Below are 21,389 nucleotides of genomic sequence, written 5' to 3'. Positions count from 1 at the left end.
GGCGAAACCCCCGTCCCACGGCTCACGTCACCAGTCGGCCGCGGTCCGCAGCAGCCACTCGTGCGCCCGCGCGATGTGCGGCAGGCCCAGCGTCCCGGTCCGCACGGCCAGGAAGTAGGTGCGCAGCGGCGGCACCGGCGGGTCGAGGAGGGCGATCACCGCGCCGCTGTCCAGCGCCTCGACGCACAGGTAGCGGGGCAGGACGGCCAGCCCCGCGCCCGCCGCGACGCAGGACAGTACCGCCCGCAGATCGTCGACGACGACCGCGGCGGAGGCGGTGGGCTTGGCGTCGAAGATGGCGGCCCAGTAGCGGGCGATCAGCGGCAGGCTCTCGTGGACCTCGACCAGCGGGACGGGGTCGAGCACGCGGACGCCGCCGGCCTGGACCACGCCGGGGCCGCCCAGTCGGGTCGCCCAGCGGGGCGCGGCGACCAGTACGTGTTCCTCGTCGCAGAGCGGGGTGGCGGTGAGCAGCCCGCCGCGCGGTCGGGTGGTGGTGACGGTCAGGTCGTGGTGGCCGGCGGCCAGGCCGTTCAGCAGTTCGTCGGCGGCGCCGTAGGCGGTGCGTATGGACAGGCCCTGGGAGACCAGCGGGCTCAGCGCGGGTAACGCGCGCTCGGCGGTGAACTCCGGGGGACCGCCGAGGTGGAGGGTGCGGGTGGTGGAGTCCTGGTCCAGGCCCGCCTCGGTGATCTCGGTGAGGGCGTCGAGGTGGGGCGCGACCTTGTGGGCGAGTTCGTCGCCGAAGGTGGTGGCGGTGACGCCACGGGCGCAACGGACGAAGAGGGGGCGCCCCAACTGGCGCTCCAGCGTGCGTATTTGGCTGGTCACCGCGGGCTGGGAGAGTCCGAGGAGCGCGGCGGCCCGGGTGAACGAGCCGGCCCGGTGGACCGTGACGAAGGTACGCAGCAGGGCCAGATCCATCGCGTACCTCCTGCGCCCCTCAGAAGCCTGGTCGCGGGGCAACTATAAATTTGTCGATAGGGCTGTGTCGCTAGCGTGATTGGACACTGACGCTGAGTCAACTAGCCTTGTTGAAGCGGTTCGTTTCACGTGAAACATCCGGCCCGTGAAACGTCCGGACCGGATCCACGGGAGCCGCAGGCCGGCAGGGTGCTGCCGGACCGCGCGCAGGACGTGCCCGTTCGCCCGGCCCGGCCCGGCGCGGCACTACGGCCTCGCCGCGTCCAACGCCCGCCGCACATCGGCTATCAGGTCCTGCGGCTCCTCGATGCCGACGGAGAGCCGGATGAAGCCCTCCGGCACGTCGTCGCCGCCCCAACGGGCCCGGCGTTCGGCGGTGGAGCGCACGCCGCCGAAGCTGGTCGCGTTGTCCACCAGCGTCAGCGCGGCCAGGAACCGCTCCGCGTACGCCCGGTCCGGGAGGACGAAGGAGACCACGCAGCCGAAGCGGCCGGGGCGCATCTGCCGGACCGCGAGGGCATGGGACGGGTCCGACGGCAGGCCGGGGTGGCGCACCCCGGTGACCTCGGGGCGGGCGGTCAGCGCGGTGGCCAACGCCAGTGCCCCCTCGGCCTGTTGGCGGACGCGCAGGGCCAGGGTGGCGAGCGAGCGGTGCGCGAGCCAGCTCTCCATCGGGCCGGGGATCGCGCCGACCGTCTTGCGCCACAGCCGGACGCCGTCGGCCAGCGCCGCGTCGCGGGTGCTGGCGTACCCCAGCAGCAGATCGCCGTGGCCGGTCAGGGCCTTGGTGCCGCTGGCGACCGAGAAGTCCGCGCCGAGGTCCAACGGGCGCTGGCCGAGCGGGGTGGCGAGGGTGTTGTCCACGGCGACCAGCGCGCCGCGGGCGTGCGCGGCGTCGGCCAGCCGTCGGATGTCGCAGACGTCGAGGCCCGGGTTGGAGGGCGTCTCGATCCACAACAGCCGGGCGCCGTCGAGGACGTCGAGTTGGGCGTCGTCGGCGGTGGGCGCCGTGCGGACCTCGATGCCGTAGCTCTCCAGACGGGTGCGGACCGCGGGCAGGAGCTGGTAGCCGTCGTCCGGGAGCACCACCGCGTCGCCGGTGCGCAGTTGGGAGAAGAGCACGGCGCTGATCGCCGCCATCCCGGAGGCGAAGGTGACGGTGTGCGCGGCCTCGTCCGGCGATTCCAGCTCGCCGACGGCGGCTTCCAGCCGGGTCCAGGTGGGGTTGGTGTCGCGGCCGTACGTATACGGGCCGGTGGCCTCGCCGGGGAGGTGGAAGTGGGCGGCGAACACCGGGCCGGGGAGGGCCGGTTCGTGGGCCGCAGGCTCCGGGAGCCCGGCCCGGACCGCGCGGGTGCCGTCTGCCGTCATGCGCTCTCCTCGGGGTGCGCCGTCATGCGCTTTCCTTGCGGGGCGGGTGGTGCAGACCCGGTCGTGGCACGGCGGGGCCCGGAGCACCGGAGGTGACCTCGGCCCGGACCGCCTCCAGGAGGCCGTCGCAGGCCGCTTCGACCATCTCCAGGCACGCCGCGAAGCCGGCGGGGCCGCCGTAGTACGGGTCCGGCACGTCGAGGTCCGCGGGCCCGGCGGACGGGCCGGTGCCGCAACTGTAGGCGCGCAGCAGGTGGACCTTGGCGGCGTCCTCGGCGGTGGGGGCCAGCCGGCGCAGCTCGCGCAGATGGCCCGAGTCGAGCGCGATCACCAGATCGCGGCGGGCGAACCAGGAGGCGCGGAACTGGCGGGCGGTGTGCGCGGACGGATAGCCGCCGGTGCGCAGCACGTCGCGGGTGCGGGGGTCGGCTGCTTCGCCCTCGTGCCAGCCGCCGGTGCCGGCGCTGTCGATCTCGACGAGCGCGTCGAGCCCGTCTTCCGCGATGCGGGCGCGGAAGACGGACTCGGCCATCGGCGAGCGGCATATGTTGCCGGTGCAGACGAAGCAGACGCGGTACGGGGTGGTCAAGCGTCAGTCCTTGTCGGGGAGGAGCACGTGCATCGCCCAGGAGACGATGGAGACGATCACGCCGCCGAGCAGTGCCGTCCAGAAGCCGTCCACATGGAAGGCGAGGTTGACCTTGCCGGCGAGCCAGGAGGTCAGCAACAGCATCAGGGCGTTCACGACCAGTGTGATCAGGCCGAGCGTGAGGATGAAGAGGGGGAAGGAGAGCACCTTCACCACGGGCTTCACCAGGAAGTTGACCAGTCCGAAGATCAGCGCCACGAGAACCAGTGTGAGCACCTTGCGGCCGGTGTTCTCACCGGTGAGCGTGATGCCTTTGAGGAGCCAGATGGCCACGGCCAGTGCCGCGGCATTGGCGAGCGTCTTGACCAGGAAATGCTTCATGGTGAGATCGTCGCAGACGACAGCAGACCGGTGAGAGGTGCGAACGGCATGAAGGCTTTCCGACTGGATGAACTGGAAGCGGAACGGGTCGCGAACGACGGCGCGTATCTCCAGTTCCTCCGGGAGCGCAATATGTCGGTGGGGCTCTACGCACTGGACGCCGGTGGCGTCGATCCGCAGCAGCCGCACCGCCAGGACGAGGTGTACATGGTGGTGAGCGGCCGCGCGGCGATCACGGTGGGGACGGAGACGGAGTCGGTGGCCCGCGGCAGCATCGTCTACGTGCCCGCCGGAGTGCCCCACAAGTTCCACCACATCAGCGAGGACCTCCGGGTCGTGGTGGTCTTCTCTCCGCCCGAAAGCTGAGACCCGACCCCCGGAACCCGTAGGGGTCGGCTCAGGGACGAGCCGGGGCTGTCGGGCCCCCACGGAGGCCCTCGGCGCCCTAGCATCGTTGATGTACAGGGGGAACCGGAGACGCGGCGCGATAGACGCGAAACGTACGCGGACGGTGCCACCGGACGGCAGAGACCGACAAGAGCGCGACCGACAGAAAGTAGGGCAGAGCAGTGGCTGGTAAGGGGATACTCGCAGGGCTTCCGTGGTGGGTCACCTGGGTCGTGGTGCCCGTCATCCTGATCGTCGTCTTCGGCGGACTGATCACCACCGCACTCGGCTTCCTGATCGGCCTGCTCTTCAAGGTGCTGGTCGCGGCGGCCCTGATCGCCGGTGTCATCTATCTGGTGCGCAGGTTCACCGGTTCCTCGTCCTCGTCCTCGTCGAAGAGCGACTGGTAGGCCGAGCCCGAGCGACCGGTACCGTCCGGCCCCCACCGTCCGACGACGCCCTGCCCCCTCCCGGGGCGGGGCGTCCGGCGTTCCGGGCCCGGGACGACACTCCCGCGACGGGGTCGAACGCGGATCGGAAAGCCGGTCGCCGGCCGTCCCGGCGCGTTCGGTGCGCCGGGCGTCGCGCCTGTTCACCATGAGTGCGCGCGACGCTCCGTGAGGTCAGTGGCATCGGGGCGGCAGTCGCCCCAGGGGTAACTCCCGGACTTTCGGCTCCCGTTGTGGACCGGCCGGGCTAAAGTGCAGATCGCAGGCGTCTTCCGGACGTTGACGTTCCGGAAAGCACCGAGCGATCGGGCTGGGCGTCGGGGCGGACGTCCTGGGAGACGCGCGGTCGCGGGAGCGGGTCCCGTGGCCGGGGCCGCGGGGACCATGGCGCTCGGACCTGGGGGTTGGCGTTGGTGATCGACAACGGCGAATCCGGCTCGCACCCCACCCTGATCGGGTCGGTGCAGCGGGCGTTGCGACTCCTGGAGGCGGTGGCCGCACACTCCGGCGGCGCGCCCGCCAAGCAGTTGGCCAGAGAGGCCCAACTACCGCTGCCCACCACGTATCACCTGCTGCGGACGCTGACCCACGAGGGCTATCTGCGCCGGCAGAACGGCGTGTTCGTGATCGGCGAGGGTGCCGAGTCCCTCGGTCAGGCGGGGGCGCGGCGGCGCCGCCGTCGCGAGTTGGCCGACGCCCTGGCCGACGCGGGCCGTGAACTCGGCGCCGCCGTCTACTTCGCCGTCTACCGCGAGGGGGAGATCGAGGTGGTGGCGATAACCGACGACCCGGCGCGACCACCCGTCGAGGAATGGGTCGACTTCCGCTCCACCGCACACACCCATGCGATCGGGCAGTGCCTGCTGGCGCAGCTCGACGAGGCGACCAGGAAAGAACATCTGTCGCGCTATCCCGTGCAGTCGATAACGCCCTTTTCGGTGCGTTCCGAGGGCGATCTGCTGAATCGGCTGGCTACGGTGCGTCGCGGTCAAGTCGCCTACGATCGCCAGGAATATGCCTTGGGCACGGTGTGCTCGGCGATCCCCATTCGCGTCGGCTCGGCCGCCGCGACCCTGGCGGTTTCTCTTCCTGCGACGGAAGTGCACCGATTGCAAACAGTTACGAACCGACTACGGAAAATGGCGGAGACGGTACTAACGACACTCGCCTTCTCTATCAGTATCTGAAAACTCACTCCTTGTGATCTGCCTGCACGTGACCGACGATGGCGTCAATAGGGCTTCAGGGGATGATTCCCGGCCATCTCCGATCAAGTGCGGGGCAGTGGTTGATGAACGACACGGTTCAGGCAGAAGTGATCATGAGCTTCCTCGTCTCGGAGGAGCTCTCCTTCCGGATCCCGGTGGAATTGGATTTCGACAGCGGCGACCCCTACGCCGTCCGGCTCACCTTCGACCTTCCCGGCGATGCGCCCGTGACCTGGGTCTTCGGCCGTGAACTGCTGCTGGACGGGCTGAACCACCCGGCCGGCGAGGGGGACGTGCGGGTCGAGCCGGCCTCCCCCGAGCGACTCAGCGATGTCTACATCAGCCTCCAAGTCGGCTCGGAGCGCGCCCTGTTCCGGGCCAGCGCGCCACCGCTGATCGCCTTCCTGGACCGCACGGACCGCATCGTTCCGCTCGGCAAGGAGGAGGTCTGCGACACCCTGGAGGCCACGCTGGACCGGATCCTCGCGGAGGCCCCGGCCGGCTGACCCCCGGTCGTCGGCCCACCACTCCACCATTGCCGCGCCCGGCCGGACGCCGGTCGCCCCTGCCCGGAACCCCCAACGCCCGCTGCCCACCCGCCACTTCGCCCGCCCCTCGCCCCCCGTATCGCCCGCTCAGTGCTTGCGGCGCCGCCCGCGCGCCGCCCGGCGCCCGCCCCGTCCCCCGGCGCCCGCCCCGCCCGGCGCCGGACGGTCCGCCGAGACCACCAGGGCCGCCAGCAAGGTGGTCACCGGCACCGACGCGACCAGCCCGATGCTGCCCACGAGCGTGCGGACGATCTCCTCCGCCACCACCTCACTGCCGGCGACCGTGCCGACGCTGCTCTGCGCGATCGAGAACAGCAGGAGCAGCGGCAGCGCGGCGCCCGCGTAGGCCATGACCAGGGTGTTCACCACGGAGGCGATGTGGTCGCGCCCGATCCGCATCGCCGCCCCGTACAGCTTGCGCCAACCCGCCGACGGATCAGCGTCCTTGAGCTCCCACACCGCGGCGGTCTGGGTGACCGTCACATCGTCGAGCACGCCCAGCGACCCGATGATGACGCCCGCCAGCAGCAGACCGCGGATCTCGATGTTCGGGTAGAGCCCGTGCACCAGGCCGGTGGTGTCGTCCGTATTGCCGGTCAGCAGCGCCCAGTTGATGAACACCGAGCCCAACAGCCCGATGAGCAGCAGCGAGGCGAGCGTGCCGAGCACCGCCACGGACGTGCGGGCCGTCAGCCCGTGGCACATGTAGAGCGCGATCAGCATGATGGCGCTGCCGCCGACCATCGCCACCAGCAGCGGATCGGAGCCCTGGAGGATCGCCGGCAGGATGAACACCGTCAACAGCCCGAAGCTGGCCGCCAGCGCGACCAGCGCCAGCACCCCTCGCAGCCGTCCGATGGCCACCACTGCGAGGGCGAAGAGCGCGGCCAGCACCCACATCGGAACGGTGCGGTCGACGTCGGTCACCGCGTACTGCAGTTCCTTCGGCGCCTTGGGGGAGTACGAGACGATCACGTCCTGCCCGGTCGTGTAGTGCCGCGAGGCGTCCGGCGTCACCACCGTCTGGAAGGTCCGGCCGGCGTTCTGCCCCGTGGTCACCTTGACCGTCGCCTGCTCGCAGGGCTTGTCCCGGGCCGCTCCCCCGGCCGCCGGCTGCCCGCCCGGCGTGCTGGGCCCCGGCTGCTGCTCGGCGTGCACCGCCGCGCAGTTGACCTCCTCGACCTTGATGACCCGGGCGCTCTCGGTCGGCTGGTCGAAGCCCACGCCGGACGGCTTGTGCGGTGGCGCGCCACCGGGCCAGAGGACGATCAGGCCGACCGCGACGGCGGCCGCGAACGGGATCAGGACGGCGGCGATGACCTTGCGCAGATGCCGGGAGACGGGAACGGCGGGCCCGTGGCTGTGGGTGTGGGTATGGGCGGCGGGGGCGTGCGGGGCTTGGGGAGGGCTCACCGCTCGATCATTGCAAGAAGCGGTGGGGCCCCCTGTTCACACTGCCGCGTCGGCCGCTACCGTGGTGACACCTTTGCAATCGCGGGAGCTCGGAGCACCGGGCTGAGAGGGCGCTGACCTCCGTCCCAGCGGTGTTTCACGTGAAACACCGGATGACGGAAGCCGCTGCGTCGACCGCCGAACCTGTTACCGGGTAATGCCGGCGTAGGGAGTTGGGTCTATATGACTCTGGATGCACGCACGCCCGAAAACGACCCGGCCGACGGCGAGCAGTCGCAGATCGGCTGGCACAAGGGCTATGTCTCCGGATCGCGTCCGGACCTCCGGGTCCCGGTCCGGCGGGTGCACCTCACCAACGGCAAGCATGTGACGCTCTACGACACATCAGGGCCGTACACCGACCCCGCCATCGAAACCGATGTCCGCCGCGGTCTGGCACCGCTGCGGGAGAACTGGATCATCGCCCGCGGCGACACCGAGGAGTACGCGGGCCGCCCGATGCGTCCCGAGGACGACGGGATCAAGCACACCTCCCCGCGCGGGGGGCTGCGCAACCTCGACGCGGTCTTCCCGGGCCGGCCGCGGCAGCCGCGTCGCGGCCGGGACGGCGCCCCGGTCACGCAGCTCGCCTACGCGCAGCGCGGCGAGATCACCGCGGAGATGGAGTACGTCGCCCTCCGCGAGAACGTCAGCCCCGAGTTCGTGCGGGACGAGATCGCGGCCGGGCGCGCGGTGCTGCCGGCCAACATCAACCACCCGGAGATCGAGCCGATGATCATCGGCAAGAACTTCCTGGTGAAGGTGAACGCCAACATCGGCAATTCCGCGGTCACTTCCTCGATCGAGGAGGAGGTGGAGAAGATGACCTGGGCGACCCGCTGGGGCGCCGACACGGTCATGGACCTCTCCACCGGCCGCAACATCCACACCACCCGCGAGTGGGTGCTCCGCAACTCCCCCGTGCCGATCGGCACCGTCCCCCTCTACCAGGCGCTGGAGAAGGTCGACGGCAAGGCCGAGGAGCTGACCTGGGAGATCTACAAGGACACCGTCATCGAGCAGGCCGAGCAGGGCGTCGACTACATGACGGTGCACGCCGGCGTGCTGCTCCGCTACGTCCCGCTGACGGCCAACCGCAAGACCGGCATCGTCTCCCGCGGCGGTTCGATCATGGCGGCCTGGTGCCTGGCGCACCACCAGGAGTCGTTCCTCTACACGCACTTCGAGGAGCTCTGCGACATCCTGGCCGCCTACGACGTCACGTTCTCGCTCGGCGACGGCCTGCGCCCCGGCTCCATCGCGGACGCCAACGACGAGGCGCAGTTCGCCGAGTTGCGGACCCTCGGCGAGCTGAACACCATCGCCAAGCGGCACGGCGTGCAGACCATGATCGAGGGCCCGGGCCACGTCCCGATGCACAAGATCAAGGAGAACATCGACCTCCAGCAGGAGATCTGCGAGGAGGCCCCGTTCTACACGCTCGGCCCGCTCACCACCGACATCGCGCCCGCCTACGACCACATCACCTCCGGCATCGGCGCCGCGATGATCGCCTGGTGGGGCACCGCCATGCTCTGCTACGTCACTCCCAAGGAACACCTGGGCCTCCCGGACCGCGACGACGTCAAGACCGGCGTCATCACGTACAAGATCGCGGCGCACGCGGCGGACCTGGCCAAGGGCCACCCGGGCGCCCAGGAATGGGACGACGCCCTCTCCGACGCCCGCTTCGAGTTCCGCTGGGAGGACCAGTTCAACCTGGCCCTCGACCCGGACACCGCCCGCGCCTTCCACGACGCGACGCTGCCCGCCGAGCCGGCGAAGACGGCCCACTTCTGCTCGATGTGCGGGCCGAAGTTCTGCTCGATGAAGATCTCCCAGGACATCCGTCGTGAGCACGGCGGTGCCCTGGCGGTCGACCCCGAGGCCGGGATGGCCGAGAAGTCGCGGGAGTTCGCGGCGGCCGGCAACCGCGTCTACCTGCCGATCGCGGACTGAGCGGGCCGGCGGGAGCACCGCGGGCCGGGGCCGGCCCGAAGACGCGTCTGTGGCGTGGTCTTCGGCCGGCCCGCTCCGGGCCCGCGGCGCTCCGGCCTACTCCGGCCGCTGGTCCGTCCCCCCGTAGTCCGGGCTGCTGAAGTCCGGGCGGGAGTAGCGGGGGCCGGACCAGGAGGCACCGCTGTCGGGGCTGGCGAAGCGCGGGCGGGTGTAGCCGAGGGTGGGGGTGCGGCGCTCGGGGGCCTCCAGGGGGCGGGAGACGTAGCGGGCCGGGTCATCCGTCGGATCGGCTGAGGGGTCGGCCAGCGCCTCGCGGAGGAAGGGCAGCAGCCCGCGCTCCAGGAGGGCCTCCCGCCAGACGCCGTGCGCGCTGTCCAGCGCGGCGGCGCGCTCCGCTGCCGCGGTGTCGCGGGACGCGCCGTTGCGCAGCGCGGTGACGAGCACGCAGCCCATGGCGACCAGCGCGCCGGCGGCGGCCAGCACCGCGAAGATCCAACCGACGCTGACCAACGGTCGGGAGACGGCCGGGTCCGGGTCGACGGCGCGCAGCACATAGCCGATGACGAGGAAGAGGACGGCCGCGATCCCGGCGAGCACCGGGACGAGCACGGTGGCCATCGCCGCAAGGCCGAAGCCGGCCGCATCGGCGGCCGGTTCGTCCGCGGTGTCCGGTCCGCAGCCCTCGTCGGATGACCGGTCCGTTGACGGACTCCCACCGCGCACGCCGTACGCGGTGGGCGCGGGGGCGCGCAGTTCGGCGCGCAGCTGTATGTAACGCTGGTATTCGGCCGTCGCGCAGGCGGCGATCGCGCTGGTAGCGCTGAGCGCCATCACGCGCAACTGCTCGGTGCTGAGCCGGTGTTCGGCGGCAGCGGCGGTGCGGTCGTCCGGGCGGTATGCGGCGGTGCGCAGCGCCTCATCAAGGATCCGCGCGAATTCCGCGCGGTCCTCGTTCAGCAGGTGCGGAGCGCTGTTCATGTGGATCCCCCGAAGCTCCGTAGTGCCGTACGGGCCGGCCTGAGCCGGGCGCCGGGCGGAAACGGAGGAGAGCCTGCTACGGATAGACCGATGGTAGAGGGCTCGTGGCGGGGGGTGACAGGGAGTTTGTGGAATTTCCGGTCGGCCCCGACCGGATTCCTTCCGTCCCGCTCATCCGACGGAGCGGAGCCCGCCCCTCCGGTGAACCGTCAGCCGGCCAACGGGAGTTGGCAGACCAGCAGCTTTCCGGCCATCGTGATACCGCCGTCCATCGCGATGGCCAGCCCGTCCGCATAGACGTGCGGACCGTCCACCGCGGCCCCGTCGCCGTCGCCGTCCTCCGCGCCGACCTCGCCCAGCAGGTACGGGATCGGGCTGTGCCCGTGCACCACGCGGGTGCCGCCGTAGGCGTCGAGCAGCTCCCGGACGGCCCCCGCGCCGGCGGCCTCGTCGCGGAAGGCGAACCGCTTGGTGAACTTGCGGAAGAGGTCCCAGACTTCGTCCGCCTCGCTGCGCGTCAGCACGTCGTGGACGGTGTCGTTGACCTCCTCGATGGAGGTGCCGTATTCGAGGTAGGCGGTGGTGTCGGAGTGCACGAGCAGGTGCCCGTCCTCCTCCATCACGGCGTCGAGGCGGGCCATCCACTGGATGTGGTGGTCCTGCAGCCGGTCCATGTCGCTCTTCTGGCCGCCGTTGAGGAGCCATGCCGCGTGGAACGAGGCGGTGCCCGCGCCGGACTGGACGGGGGTGTCGCCGAACCGCTTGGCGCCCAGCAGCAGCAGTTCGTGGTTGCCCATCAGGGCCTTGCAGTAGCCGCCGGCCGCCGCGGCCTCGGCGGAGAGCTGCATGACCAGGTCGATGACGCCGATGCCGTCCGGGCCGCGGTCGGTGAAGTCGCCGAGGAACCACAGCCGGGCGTTGCCGGCCGCCCACCCGCCCTCGGCGTCGATCAGCCCCTCGGCCTCCAACGCGGCGCGCAGCTCGTCGTAGTAGCCGTGCACGTCGCCGACGACGTACAGCGGGCCCAGCCCGTCGGCGGCGGGCGCCGGCTCCGGGACGGACAGCACCGACGGGTGGTCCACGAGGGTGTCCGTGTGGCCGATGACCGGCAGGTCGCGGGCAGTTGGGGTGTACTCCTCGGGCAGCGGGGCCACGGGCGCGGGCGGCGCGACCGGGGGCGCGGGGGGTGCCCCCTGCTCGAACGGAGTTGACGACTTGGGGGAGGGCGCGGCGAGCGGCGGGCCGGCCGGCGGCCCCGAGGGCGCTCCGGGCGGCGGAACGGACCCCGGAGGTTGTGCCCCCATGGTCCACACCATGGGTCCTTGACTGGCCCCCTGAGTCATCGACCCCTCCACCGTTGCGCCGCCGTGCACCTCTCGGACCTTTGCCTGGTCGACGGCGGTCCGCGGTGTCGTGCGCCCATCATAGGAACGCCGCTCGCGGGTTGTGACGCACCCGGGGGTGATCAATCCTGTGAAGCCCGGCGTTCGCGATGGTTTTCTCCCGGGATCGCCCTGTTTTTCCTCGGTGGACCGGCCGCCCGGTGCGCCCGGCTCGCCGTGCCGGGCGCACGCTCAATCGCCGGCCGGGCCCCGCGGCGGGCTGACGGTCGTCCGCGGGGAGCGGCGCTGCGAGGAGGTCCGCACGATCAGGTCGGTCGGTATCACCTGCTCTACCGGGCAGCTACCGTCGAGCCCCTCGATGGCGTCGATGAGGATCTGGACGACGGCGGTGCCGATCCGCCGCGGCTTGAGGGAGAGCGTGGTGATCGGCGGCTCGGTGGTGGCGTAGACGGTGGACTCGCTGCAGCAGACCAGCAGCAGGTCGTCCGGCACCCGCAGGCCGTAGCGGCGGGCCGCGGCCAGCAGGTCGGTGCCGTTGGGGTCGAACAGCCCGTAGACCGCGTCCGGTCGGTCCGGGCGGGCCAGCAGTCGGTCCGCGGCCACCGCGCCCGCCCGCGGGTCGTACGCGGGATAGGACTCGTAGACCGGGTCCTGGCCGACGCGTTCGCACCAGCTCAGGTACGCGGTGGTCGACAGCCGGGTGTAGGTGTCGGTGGTGGTGCCCGTGAGCAGCCCGATGCGGCGGGCGCCGGCCTCGGCGAGGTGGTCGAGCAGGCCGAGCACGGCCTCCTCGTGGTCGTTGTCGACCCAGCCGGTGACCGGGAGGGTGCCGCCGGGGCGACCGTCGGAGACGACGGGGACGCCGTGCCGGACGAGCTCGGTGACGACGGGGTCGCCGTCGGCCGGATCGATGACGACGGTGCCGTCGAGGGCGACGTTGGACCAGACATCGTGCCGGGAGGTCGCGGGCAGGATGACCAGGGCGTAGCCGCGGGCCAGCGCGGCCGAGGTGGCGGCCCTGGCCATCTCGGCGAAGTACGCGAACTCGGTGAAGGTGAAAGGTTCATCCCCGTACGTGGTCACGGTCAGACCGATGAGGCCGGACTTGCCGGTACGGAGGGTGCGGGCGGCGGCGGACGGGCGGTAGCCCAGCCGATCGGCCACCTCGCGGACGTGGCTACGGGTGGCATCCGGAAGCCGGCCCTTGCCGTTGAGCGCGTCGGAGACAGTCGTGATCGATACGCCGGCTGCGGCGGCCACGTCCCGAATGCCCGCCCGTCCCAGTCGGCGACCGGTCGACCGGCCCACCTGGTGCTTCCCTGCTGCTGTCATGGCGAGCCGATAGTAGGGCTCGGTACGGCCATTCGCGGGTGACCGACGACGATGGCGAGAAGGCACGTTTCTGCATGGCGATGCACCATCAATTACCTTGAAATATAAGGAAGTTGCCGATTTCGGCAATCAATCAAGGGGAGTGAAATCCGCTCTACCTGGCGATCCGCCCAGGTCTCGAAGAGGTCTCAAGTCACCTTGACGAGGGACGCGCGCCACGGAGCGAGCCACCGGCGCGCGGTGTCCGGACTAGCGCTCCCTCGGGGGTGCGCGCCCGGCGCCCGCTACGGCGGTGCCGGTGGAACGGTGGATTTTCCGGGGCCTGCCGCTGGGAGGGGCAATCCTCATAAGGTGTGCAGTATTGGAGTCGAGAGGGATGGTTGAGGAGGACCTGCGGTGAGCGAGAAGACCCCGAGGCTGCGTGCTGCACTGGACGGTGTCCCCACCTACAAGCCGGGGCGGCCGGCGGCGGCCGGCGGCCCGGTCGCGTACAAGTTGTCCTCCAACGAGAACCCCTATCCGCCGCTGCCGGGCGTCCTGGAGAGCGCGGTGGCGGCCGCCGGATCGTTCAACCGCTACCCCGACATGGCGTGCACGGAGCTGATGGCGGAGCTGGCCGACCGGTTCTCGGTGCCGCTCACGCACCTGGCGACCGGCACCGGATCGGTCGGGGTGGCCCAGCAGTTGATCCAGTCGACGGCCGGTCCCGGTGACGAAGTGATCTACGCCTGGCGGTCGTTCGAGGCGTACCCGATCATCACCCAGGTCTCCGGCGCGACGTCGGTGCAGGTGCCGTTGACCTCCGACGAGGTGCACGACCTGGAGGCGATGCTGGCGGCGATCACCGAACGGACCCGGCTGATCTTCGTCTGCAACCCCAACAACCCCACCGGCACCGTCGTGCGCCGTGCGGAACTGGAGTCCTTCCTGGACCGGGTACCGGGCGACATCCTGGTGGTGCTCGACGAGGCGTACCGCGAGTTCATCCGTGCCGCCGAAGGTGAAGGGGGTGACGTGCCGGACGGGATCGAGCTCTACCGGGACCGCCCCAACGTCTGTGTGCTGCGCACGTTTTCCAAGGCGTACGGGTTGGCCGGGCTGCGGGTCGGCTTCGCGGTGGCGCACCCTGAGGTGGCCGCCGCGCTGCGCAAGACGGCGGTGCCGTTCGGCGTGAGCCAGCTCGCCCAGGAGGCCGCGGTCGCGTCGCTGCGCAGTGAGGCGGCGCTGCTGGAGCGGGTCGATGCGCTGGTCGCCGACCGGGCCCGGGTGCACGACGCGCTGGTGGCCCAGGGGTGGACCGTGCCGGCCTCGGAGGCGAACTTCGTCTGGCTGCGGCTGGGGGACCGGACGACCGAGTTCGCCGAGGCGTGCGAGCGGGCCGGGGTGGTCGTGCGGCCGTTCCCGGGCGAGGGCGTGCGGGTGACGATCGGTGAGAAGCCGGCGATGGACCTGTTCTTGCAGGCGGCGGAGGAGTTCCGCAAGGCGCTGTAGCCCCTTCGCCGGCGGGTGGGCGTGGTGGCGCGCCCCCCGTCGCGGTGGTGTGCTCTGAGGCCGCGGGTCCATCGAACCCGCGGCCTCAACTGCGTGTGGCCTCAGGCCAGTTGGACATGGAGGGCGTCGCCGGCGCGGACGGTGGTCAGCGCGCGCGGGTCGCCGTCGATGCGGCCCAGCACGTTGCAGGGGGAGGCCAGCCGGGACTCTTCGCCGCGGGATATCGGGGTGGGTCCGTAGGGGAGCGCGAGGGCGTTGCCCTCGGTCCAGAAGGCGACCGTGCCCGGCTCGACGACCTGGCGGGCATCGGGCTCCAGGGCGGGGGCGAGCCCGGTGTCGCAGTAGACCTCCTCGCCCCAGGTGTGGGCGGTGGACTGGAGCGGCAGGGCGGCGAGGAGCACGGCGGCGGTCGGGGTGTCGTCGAGGGTGGCGATCACGTTTCCGGCGGGCCAGGAGATGCGGATCTTCATGACGGCGAATTCAACAATATGTTGAAGAAACGCGGAAGGGTGCTCGCGTAATCACGGCATAAATGTTTCATCCGCCATGGATTCCAGCGTGATGGCAGTCACGTACCCCCCTTCCGCAAGGCCGAAGTCGCATGGGAGATAATGCTTGTGAATGTGAACGCGTTCACAAGCTCGCGTCTCGTTTGTACTGCTTTATGTGGCACAAAAGGGACAAGCCGTTGCTGTAACGGCGACGTAAGGACGTAAGGAGGTCGCGACGTGGAACTGGCGCTGGCGCCAGAGACTATGGCGCGATGGCAATTCGGCATCACGACCGTCTACCACTTCCTGTTCGTGCCCCTGACGATCTCGCTCGCCGCCCTGGTGGCCGGGTTGGAGACCGCATGGGTGCGCACGGGTAAGCAGAAGTACCTCAAGGCCACCAAGTTCTGGGGCAAGCTGTTCCTGATCAATATCGCGATGGGCGTTGTCACCGGCATCGTCCAGGAATTCCAGTTCGGTATGAACTGGTCCGACTACTCGCGGTTCGTCGGGGACGTCTTCGGTGCGCCACTCGCCTTCGAAGCCTTGATCGCGTTCTTCTTCGAGTCCACCTTCATCGGATTGTGGATCTTCGGCTGGGACAAGCTGCCGAAGAAGATCCACTGCTTCTGCATGTGGATGGTCTCGATCGGCACCATTCTCTCGGCGTACTTCATCCTGGCGGCGAACTCCTGGATGCAGCACCCGGTCGGCTACAAGTACAACCGCGCCACCGGGCGGGCCGAACTCACCGACTTCTGGAAGGTGCTGACGCAGGACACCACCCTCGTCGTCGTCTTCCACACCCTGACCGCGGCCTTCCTGACCGGTGCCGCGTTCATGGTCGGCGTCGCGGCGTACCACCTGATGCGCAAGAAGCACGTCAAGGTGATGCGGACGTCGCTGCGGCTCGGCCTGGTCACCCTGGTCGTCGCCGGACTGCTCACCGCGGTCAGCGGCGACAGCCTGGGCAAGGTCATGTTCAAGCAGCAGCCGATGAAGATGGCCTCGGCCGAGGCGCTGTGGGACACGGCCGCGCCCGCGCCGTTCTCGGTCTTCTCCTACGGTGACGTCGCCAAGGGGCACAACAAGGTCGCCATCGAGATACCCGGCGTGCTGTCCTTCCTCGCGCACAGCGACTTCTCCTCGCCCGTCCCCGGCATCAACGACGTCAACAAGTCCGAGCAGCAGAAGTTCGGGCCCGGCGACTACCGGCCCAACATCCCGGTCACCTACTGGGGCTTCCGCTGGATGATCGGCTTCGGGATGACGTCGTTCGCCATCGGTCTGGCCGGACTCTGGCTCACCCGCAAGAAGTTCTGGCTCGCGCCCGCGCTGCGGACCGGCGACGAGGAACCACCGCACCTCGCGCTCACCAAGAACAGGACGCTGGGCGAGCGGCTGACCAAGTGGTACTGGCGACTGGCCTTCCTCACCCTCGGCTTCCCGCTGATCGCGAACTCGTGGGGCTGGATCTTCACCGAGATGGGCCGCCAACCCTGGGTCGTCTACGGCGTGCTGCGCACCCGTGACGCGGTCTCGCCCGGCGTCTCGCAGGGCGAGGTGATCACCTCGCTGGTCGTCTTCACCACGCTCTACGCGATCCTCGCCGTGGTCGAAGTCAGGCTGCTGGCGAAGTACATCAAGGCCGGACCCCAGGAACTCTCCGACTCCGACCTCAACCCGCCCACCAAGATCGGCGGCGACTCCACGGACGCCGACCGGCCGATGGCCTTCTCGTACTAAGGAGGCGACCGTGCAACTCCACGACGTCTGGTTCGTCCTCATCGCCTTCCTCTGGACCGGGTACTTCTTCCTCGAAGGCTTCGACTTCGGGATCGGCGTGCTCACCAAGCTGCTCGCCCGGGACCGGCGCGAGAAGCGGGTGTTGATCAACACCATCGGGCCGGTCTGGGACGGCAACGAGGTCTGGCTGCTCAGCGCGGGCGGGGCGACCTTCGCCGCCTTCCCCGACTGGTACGCCACCCTCTTCTCCGGCTTCTACCTCCCGCTGCTGCTGATCCTGGTCTGCCTGATCGTGCGCGGTGTCGCGTTCGAGTACCGCGCCAAGCGGCCCGAGGAGCGCTGGCAGCGCAACTGGGAGCACGCGATCTTCTGGACCTCGCTGCTGCCCGCCGTGCTGTGGGGCGTGGCCTTCGGCAACATCGTCCACGGCGTGCAGATCGATGCCCACAAGGAGTACGTCGGCACCGTGTTCGACCTGCTCAACCCGTATGCGCTCCTCGGCGGTCTGGTCACGCTGGCGCTGTTCACCTTCCACGGTGCGGTGTTCGCGTCGCTGAAGACCGTGGGGGACATCCGGGAGCGGGCGCGCCGGATGGCGGGCGTCCTCGGGCTGATCACCGCCGTGCTCGCGGTCGGGTTCCTGGGCTGGACCCAGGCCGACAAGGGCGACGGCACCAGCCTGATCGCGATGATCGTCGCGGTGGTGGCGCTGGTCGCCGCGCTCGGGGCCAACCGGCTCGGGCGCGAGGGCTGGGCGTTCGCCTTCTCCGGGATCACCATCGTGGCCGCCGTCGCCATGCTGTTCCTGACGCTCTTCCCGAACGTCATGCCGTCGACGCTGAACGAGAGTTGGAGCCTCACGGTCGCCAACGCCTCGTCCAGCCCCTACACCCTGAAGATCATGACGTGGTGCGCCGGCATCGCCGCGCCGCTCGTGATGCTCTACCAGGGGTGGACCTATTGGGTGTTCCGCAAGCGGATCGGCACCCAGCACATCGCCGAAACCCACTAGCCGCGTCCCGCCCCGCCAGGGCGGGACCGGGAGAACGGAAGGTTTCACGTGAAACCGATCGACCCGCGTCTGCTCCGATACGCCCGCGCCACCCGGGGATTCCTCGTCGCGGTGGTGGTGCTCGGGCTTGCCGGAGCGGGCCTGGTCATCGGACAGGCCATGCTCATCGCGGAGATCGTGGTCGGCGCCTTCCAACACGGCCGTCCGCTCGGCGCGTTGGCCACGCCGGTGGCGCTGCTCGCCGCGGTCTCCGTGGGTCGGGGGCTGGTCTCCTGGCTCACGGAGCTGGCCGCGCACCGCGCCAGCGCCTCGGTCAAGTCCGAGCTGCGGATGCGGCTGCTCGCGCGGGCCGCGGAGTTGGGCCCGGGGGTGGCGGTCCGCCGCGCCGAGGGCACCGCGGACACCGGCAACCTGGAGCTGCGGACCGGGGAGTTGACGACCCTGGCCACCCGCGGCATCGACGCCCTGGACGACTACTTCGCCCGCTATCTGCCGCAGTTGGGGCTGGCGGTCGTGGTGCCGGTCGCGGTGCTGGCCCGGATCGTCACCGGGGACTGGATCTCCGCGCTGACCATCGTCATCACCCTGCCGCTGATCCCGCTCTTCATGGTCCTGATCGGCTGGGCCACCCAGTCGCGGATGGATCGCCAATGGCGGTTGCTGTCCCGGCTGTCCGGGCACTTCCTCGACGTCGTCGAGGGGCTGCCGACGCTGAAGGTCTTCGGCCGGGCCAAGGCCCAGGCCGCCTCCATCCGCGCGATCACCAGCCAGTACCGCCGGGCCACCCTGCGCACCCTGCGGATCGCGTTCCTCTCGTCCTTCGCCCTCGAACTCCTCGCCACCATCTCCGTGGCCCTGGTCGCGGTCGGCATCGGCATGCGCCTGGTGAACGGTGAACTCGACCTCTACACGGGGCTGATGGTGCTGGTGCTGGCGCCCGAGGCGTATCTGCCGCTGCGGCAGGTGGGGGCGCAGTACCACGCCGCGGCCGAGGGGCTCTCGGCGGCGGAGGAGATCTTCGCCGTGTTGGAGACCCGGCCGCGGACGCCCGGCACCGCGCCCGCGCCCGAGGGCACCGGGCTGTCCGTCGAGGGGCTGGTGGTCCGCCATCCCGGCCGCGCCGCCGCCTCGCTGCCGGCGACCTCCTTCGAGGTCCGGCCCGGCGAGACCGTTGCCCTGGTCGGGCCCTCCGGCGCCGGCAAGTCCACGCTGCTGAGCGTGGTGCTCGGCTTCACCGAGCCGTCCGAGGGGCGGGTCCGCGTCGACGGGCGGGATATCGCCGGCCTCTCCCCCGACGACTGGCGCCGCCGGATCGCCTGGGTGCCGCAGCATCCGCACCTCTTCGCCGGCTCCATCGCCGAGAACGTCCGACTGGTGCGGCCGGACGCCGATGACGCCGCGGTCCGCGCCGCCCTGGACGAGGCCGGGGCGCTGGACTTCGTCGACGCCCTGCCCGCCGGCGCGGCCACCCGGCTCGGGGAGTCCGGCGCCGGGCTCTCCGCCGGCCAGCGGCAGCGCATCGCGCTCGCCCGGGCCTTCCTCGCTGACCGCCCGATCGTGCTGCTCGACGAGCCCACCGCCAATCTGGACGGCGAGACCGAGCAGGCGCTGGTCGAGGCCGTCGGCCGGCTCGCGGCCGGGCGGACGGTGTTGATGGTGGTCCACCGGCCGGCGCTGCTGGCGATGGCCGACCGGACGGTGCGGTTGGTGGCGCCGGAGGAGGGCACAGGGACGGCGGAACCGGTGGCCGCGAAGGCGCCGGCGGCCGGTGCCCCGGAGGTTCCGGCCGAGCCGGGCCCGGTGGCGGAATCCGGGACGGTGCCGGCCGGCGATACCGGGCCCGTTTCCGCCCCGGTTTCGGCGCCGCGCTCCGCGTTGCGGCGGCTGCGCGGCCTGGCCCGGGCCCGGCGGGCGCGCTTCGGGCTGGCGCTGCTGCTCGGCAGCCTGGCGCTGGGCAGCGCGGTCGGACTGATGGCGACCTCCGGCTGGCTGATCTCGCGGGCCTCGCAGGAGCCGCCGGTGCTCTATCTGATGGTGGCGGTGACCGCGACCAGGGCGTTCGGCATCGGCCGGGCGGTGTTCCGGTACGCGGAGCGGTTGGTGGCGCACGACGCGGTGTTCCGGATGCTGGCCGATGTACGGGTGGCCGTCTTCCGGCGGCTGGAGCGCCTGGCGCCGGCCGGGCTCAAGGAGCGCCGCCGCGGCGATCTGCTGTCGCGGCTGGTGGCCGATGTCGACGCGGTGCAGGACTACTTCCTGCGTTGGCTGCTGCCCGTCGGGGCGGCGGTGGTGGTCGGCGCGGGCACCGTCGCCTTCACCGGCTGGCTGCTACTGGAGGCCGGGGTGATCCTCGCCGTCGGGCTGCTGCTCGCCGGTGCCGCGGTGCCGGCGCTGTCGAGTGCGCTGGCGCGGCGCGCGGAGCGGCGACTTGCGCCGGCCCGCGGGACGCTCGCCACCCGCGTCGTCGATCTCCTCACCGGGACCGCCGAGTTGACGGTCGCCGGTGCCCTCGGGGCCCGTACGGAGGCGGTGCGCCGCGCTGACCGGGACCTGACCCGGATCGCGTCCCGCTCGGCCGCCGCGGCCGGTGCCGGCGCCGGGCTGTCGGCGCTGCTGTGCGGGCTGACCGTGGCCGCCGCCGCGGTGGTCGGCATCCAGGGGGTGCACGCGGGCCGGCTGGCGGGCGTGGAACTGGCCGTGATCGTGCTGGTCCCGCTCGCCGCGTTCGAGGCGGTGGCCGGTCTGCCGCTGGCCGCGCAGTACCGCCGGCGCACCCGGCACGCCGCCGAGCGGGTCTTCGAGGTGCTGGACGCCCCGGCGCCGGTCCGCGAGCCGGACGCCCCGACGACCGCGCCCGCGACGCCGTTCCCGCTGGTCCTGAACGGACTGACCGCACGTCACCCCGGCCAGGAGGTCCCGGCGTTGGACGGCGTCGACCTCACGCTCGCCCCGGGCCGCCGGCTCGCCGTCGTCGGGCCGTCCGGCTCTGGCAAGACCACGCTCGCGCAGGTGCTGCTGCGCTTCCTGGACCGGGAGTCGGGGGCGTACACGCTGGCCGGGACGGACGCCGAGGAACTGGCCGGCGAGGCGGTCCGGCGGCTGGTCGGGCTGTGCGCGCAGGATGCGCACCTCTTCGACAGCTCGCTGCGGGAGAACCTCCGGCTGGCCCGGCGGGACCGCGGCGGCAGCCCGGGCACCGCGGACGACCAGGACCTCTGGGAGGCGCTCGGCCGGGCGCGGCTGGCGGACTGGGTGCGCGGGCTGCCCGACGGGCTGGACACCATGGTCGGGGAGCACGGCGCGCGGCTGTCCGGCGGCCAGCGGCAGCGGTTGGCCCTGGCCCGCGCGTTGCTCGCGGACTTCCCGGTGCTGGTGCTGGACGAGCCCGCGGAACATCTCGACCTGGCCACCGCCGACGCGCTGACCGCCGATCTGCTGGCCGCCACCGAGGGCCGGACGACGCTGCTGATCACGCATCGGCTCGCCGGTCTGGACGCGGTCGACGAGGTGCTCGTCCTGGACCGGGGCCGGGTGACGCAGCGCGGCACCTACGCGGAGCTGGCCGCGGCCGACGGTCCGTTCCGGCGGATGCTGGAGCGCGAGCGGGCGGTGGACGCGGCGTACCCGCGGATGGTGTCCGCCGGAGGCCGTGAGCTCGCCGGGGTGCCCGCGTCCGCGTGAGGCGGGGGCGGGGCAGCGGCGTGCGCCGTCGCCCGGGCCACCGCCCC

General features: G+C 71.3%; 18 protein-coding genes. 9 read left to right on the top strand and 9 right to left on the bottom strand.

Features of this window, described 5'->3' with window-relative positions:
• Positions 1 to 27: 27 nt before the first annotated feature.
• The 4 genes from PV796_RS19645 to PV796_RS19630 all read right to left on the bottom strand — a co-directional run bounded on the left by PV796_RS19645 (position 28) and on the right by PV796_RS19630 (position 3,265).
• A complete protein-coding gene (locus tag PV796_RS19645; protein WP_274914605.1) occupies positions 28 to 924 on the bottom strand; it encodes a LysR family transcriptional regulator in 897 nt (298 codons plus the stop codon).
• 246 nt (positions 925 to 1,170) lie between these two features.
• Positions 1,171 to 2,295, bottom strand: coding sequence for a cystathionine gamma-lyase (locus PV796_RS19640; RefSeq protein ID WP_274914604.1), 1,125 nt, complete (start codon positions 2,293 to 2,295; stop codon positions 1,171 to 1,173).
• A 22-nt stretch (positions 2,296 to 2,317) separates the two neighbouring features.
• Complete coding sequence (locus PV796_RS19635; RefSeq protein WP_274914603.1) at positions 2,318 to 2,884, bottom strand: low molecular weight protein-tyrosine-phosphatase; 567 nt, start codon at positions 2,882 to 2,884, stop codon at positions 2,318 to 2,320.
• Between the two features lie 3 nt (positions 2,885 to 2,887).
• Positions 2,888 to 3,265: a phage holin family protein gene (locus PV796_RS19630; RefSeq protein ID WP_274914602.1), complete on the bottom strand. Its 378-nt coding sequence runs from the start codon at positions 3,263 to 3,265 to the stop codon at positions 2,888 to 2,890.
• 48 nt (positions 3,266 to 3,313) lie between these two features.
• Between PV796_RS19630 and PV796_RS19625 the strand changes: the two genes are divergently transcribed.
• From PV796_RS19625 to PV796_RS19610, 4 genes are all read left to right on the top strand, one after another.
• Positions 3,314 to 3,631: a cupin domain-containing protein gene (locus PV796_RS19625; RefSeq protein ID WP_274914601.1), complete on the top strand. Its 318-nt coding sequence runs from the start codon at positions 3,314 to 3,316 to the stop codon at positions 3,629 to 3,631.
• Positions 3,632 to 3,834: 203 nt separating this feature from the next.
• Positions 3,835 to 4,062, top strand: a complete 228-nt coding sequence (locus PV796_RS19620; protein WP_274914600.1) for a DUF5326 family protein — start codon at positions 3,835 to 3,837, stop codon at positions 4,060 to 4,062.
• A gap of 449 nt (positions 4,063 to 4,511) precedes the next feature.
• Positions 4,512 to 5,288, top strand: a complete 777-nt coding sequence (locus tag PV796_RS19615) for an IclR family transcriptional regulator (RefSeq protein WP_274914599.1) — start codon at positions 4,512 to 4,514, stop codon at positions 5,286 to 5,288.
• Positions 5,289 to 5,392: 104 nt separating this feature from the next.
• Positions 5,393 to 5,815, top strand: a complete 423-nt coding sequence (locus PV796_RS19610; protein WP_274914598.1) for an SsgA family sporulation/cell division regulator — start codon at positions 5,393 to 5,395, stop codon at positions 5,813 to 5,815.
• Positions 5,816 to 5,944: 129 nt separating this feature from the next.
• On the opposite strand, the gene PV796_RS19605 is transcribed toward PV796_RS19610, so the two are convergent.
• Entirely contained in the window at positions 5,945 to 7,270 is a 1,326-nt protein-coding gene (locus PV796_RS19605) for a YibE/F family protein (protein ID WP_274914597.1), read from the bottom strand.
• Between the two features lie 222 nt (positions 7,271 to 7,492).
• On the opposite strand from PV796_RS19605, the gene thiC reads away from it, so the two are divergent.
• A complete protein-coding gene (gene thiC, locus PV796_RS19600; protein ID WP_274914596.1) occupies positions 7,493 to 9,268 on the top strand; it encodes a phosphomethylpyrimidine synthase ThiC in 1,776 nt (591 codons plus the stop codon).
• A gap of 96 nt (positions 9,269 to 9,364) precedes the next feature.
• Here thiC and PV796_RS19595 read toward each other — a convergent pair whose 3' ends face one another.
• The 3 genes from PV796_RS19595 to PV796_RS19585 all read right to left on the bottom strand — a co-directional run bounded on the left by PV796_RS19595 (position 9,365) and on the right by PV796_RS19585 (position 12,921).
• A complete protein-coding gene (locus tag PV796_RS19595) occupies positions 9,365 to 10,246 on the bottom strand; it encodes a hypothetical protein (protein WP_274914595.1) in 882 nt (293 codons plus the stop codon).
• A gap of 209 nt (positions 10,247 to 10,455) precedes the next feature.
• A complete protein-coding gene (locus PV796_RS19590; RefSeq protein ID WP_446750609.1) occupies positions 10,456 to 11,550 on the bottom strand; it encodes a metallophosphoesterase in 1,095 nt (364 codons plus the stop codon).
• 270 nt (positions 11,551 to 11,820) lie between these two features.
• Positions 11,821 to 12,921, bottom strand: a complete 1,101-nt coding sequence (locus tag PV796_RS19585) for a LacI family DNA-binding transcriptional regulator (protein ID WP_274914593.1) — start codon at positions 12,919 to 12,921, stop codon at positions 11,821 to 11,823.
• A 396-nt stretch (positions 12,922 to 13,317) separates the two neighbouring features.
• Between PV796_RS19585 and hisC the strand changes: the two genes are divergently transcribed.
• Positions 13,318 to 14,412: a histidinol-phosphate transaminase gene (gene hisC, locus PV796_RS19580; RefSeq protein WP_274914592.1), complete on the top strand. Its 1,095-nt coding sequence runs from the start codon at positions 13,318 to 13,320 to the stop codon at positions 14,410 to 14,412.
• Positions 14,413 to 14,513: 101 nt separating this feature from the next.
• Here hisC and PV796_RS19575 read toward each other — a convergent pair whose 3' ends face one another.
• A complete protein-coding gene (locus PV796_RS19575) occupies positions 14,514 to 14,882 on the bottom strand; it encodes a cyclophilin-like fold protein (protein ID WP_274914591.1) in 369 nt (122 codons plus the stop codon).
• Positions 14,883 to 15,140: 258 nt separating this feature from the next.
• Between PV796_RS19575 and PV796_RS19570 the strand changes: the two genes are divergently transcribed.
• From PV796_RS19570 to cydD, 3 genes are read left to right on the top strand one after another with little or no spacing between them, the layout of a single operon-like run.
• Entirely contained in the window at positions 15,141 to 16,649 is a 1,509-nt protein-coding gene (locus PV796_RS19570; protein WP_274914590.1) for a cytochrome ubiquinol oxidase subunit I, read from the top strand.
• A gap of 10 nt (positions 16,650 to 16,659) precedes the next feature.
• Complete coding sequence (cydB, locus tag PV796_RS19565; protein ID WP_274914589.1) at positions 16,660 to 17,661, top strand: cytochrome d ubiquinol oxidase subunit II; 1,002 nt, start codon at positions 16,660 to 16,662, stop codon at positions 17,659 to 17,661.
• A 48-nt stretch (positions 17,662 to 17,709) separates the two neighbouring features.
• A complete protein-coding gene (gene cydD / locus PV796_RS19560) occupies positions 17,710 to 21,342 on the top strand; it encodes a thiol reductant ABC exporter subunit CydD (RefSeq protein WP_274914588.1) in 3,633 nt (1,210 codons plus the stop codon).
• Positions 21,343 to 21,389 lie beyond the last annotated feature (47 nt).

The organism is Streptomyces sp. WZ-12 (assembly GCF_028898845.1).
Lineage (GTDB): Bacteria > Actinomycetota > Actinomycetes > Streptomycetales > Streptomycetaceae > Streptomyces.
This window is presented reverse-complemented; position numbering and strand designations above follow the sequence as displayed.

Excerpts from the sequence above, each read along its gene's own strand:
- PV796_RS19630 (WP_274914602.1), bottom strand. The coding sequence starts at position 3,265 with ATGAAGCATTTCCTGGTCAAGACGCTCGCCAATGCCGCGGCACTGGCC.
- PV796_RS19640 (WP_274914604.1), bottom strand. The coding sequence starts at position 2,295 with ATGACGGCAGACGGCACCCGCGCGGTCCGGGCCGGGCTCCCGGAGCCT.
- PV796_RS19575 (WP_274914591.1), bottom strand. The coding sequence starts at position 14,882 with ATGAAGATCCGCATCTCCTGGCCCGCCGGAAACGTGATCGCCACCCTC.
- PV796_RS19625 (WP_274914601.1), top strand. The coding sequence starts at position 3,314 with ATGAAGGCTTTCCGACTGGATGAACTGGAAGCGGAACGGGTCGCGAAC.
- PV796_RS19645 (WP_274914605.1), bottom strand. The coding sequence starts at position 924 with ATGGATCTGGCCCTGCTGCGTACCTTCGTCACGGTCCACCGGGCCGGC.
- thiC (WP_274914596.1), top strand. The coding sequence starts at position 7,493 with ATGACTCTGGATGCACGCACGCCCGAAAACGACCCGGCCGACGGCGAG.
- PV796_RS19585 (WP_274914593.1), bottom strand. The coding sequence starts at position 12,921 with ATGACAGCAGCAGGGAAGCACCAGGTGGGCCGGTCGACCGGTCGCCGA.
- PV796_RS19595 (WP_274914595.1), bottom strand. The coding sequence starts at position 10,246 with ATGAACAGCGCTCCGCACCTGCTGAACGAGGACCGCGCGGAATTCGCG.
- PV796_RS19610 (WP_274914598.1), top strand. The coding sequence starts at position 5,393 with ATGAACGACACGGTTCAGGCAGAAGTGATCATGAGCTTCCTCGTCTCG.
- PV796_RS19590 (WP_446750609.1), bottom strand. The coding sequence starts at position 11,550 with ATGGGGGCACAACCTCCGGGGTCCGTTCCGCCGCCCGGAGCGCCCTCG.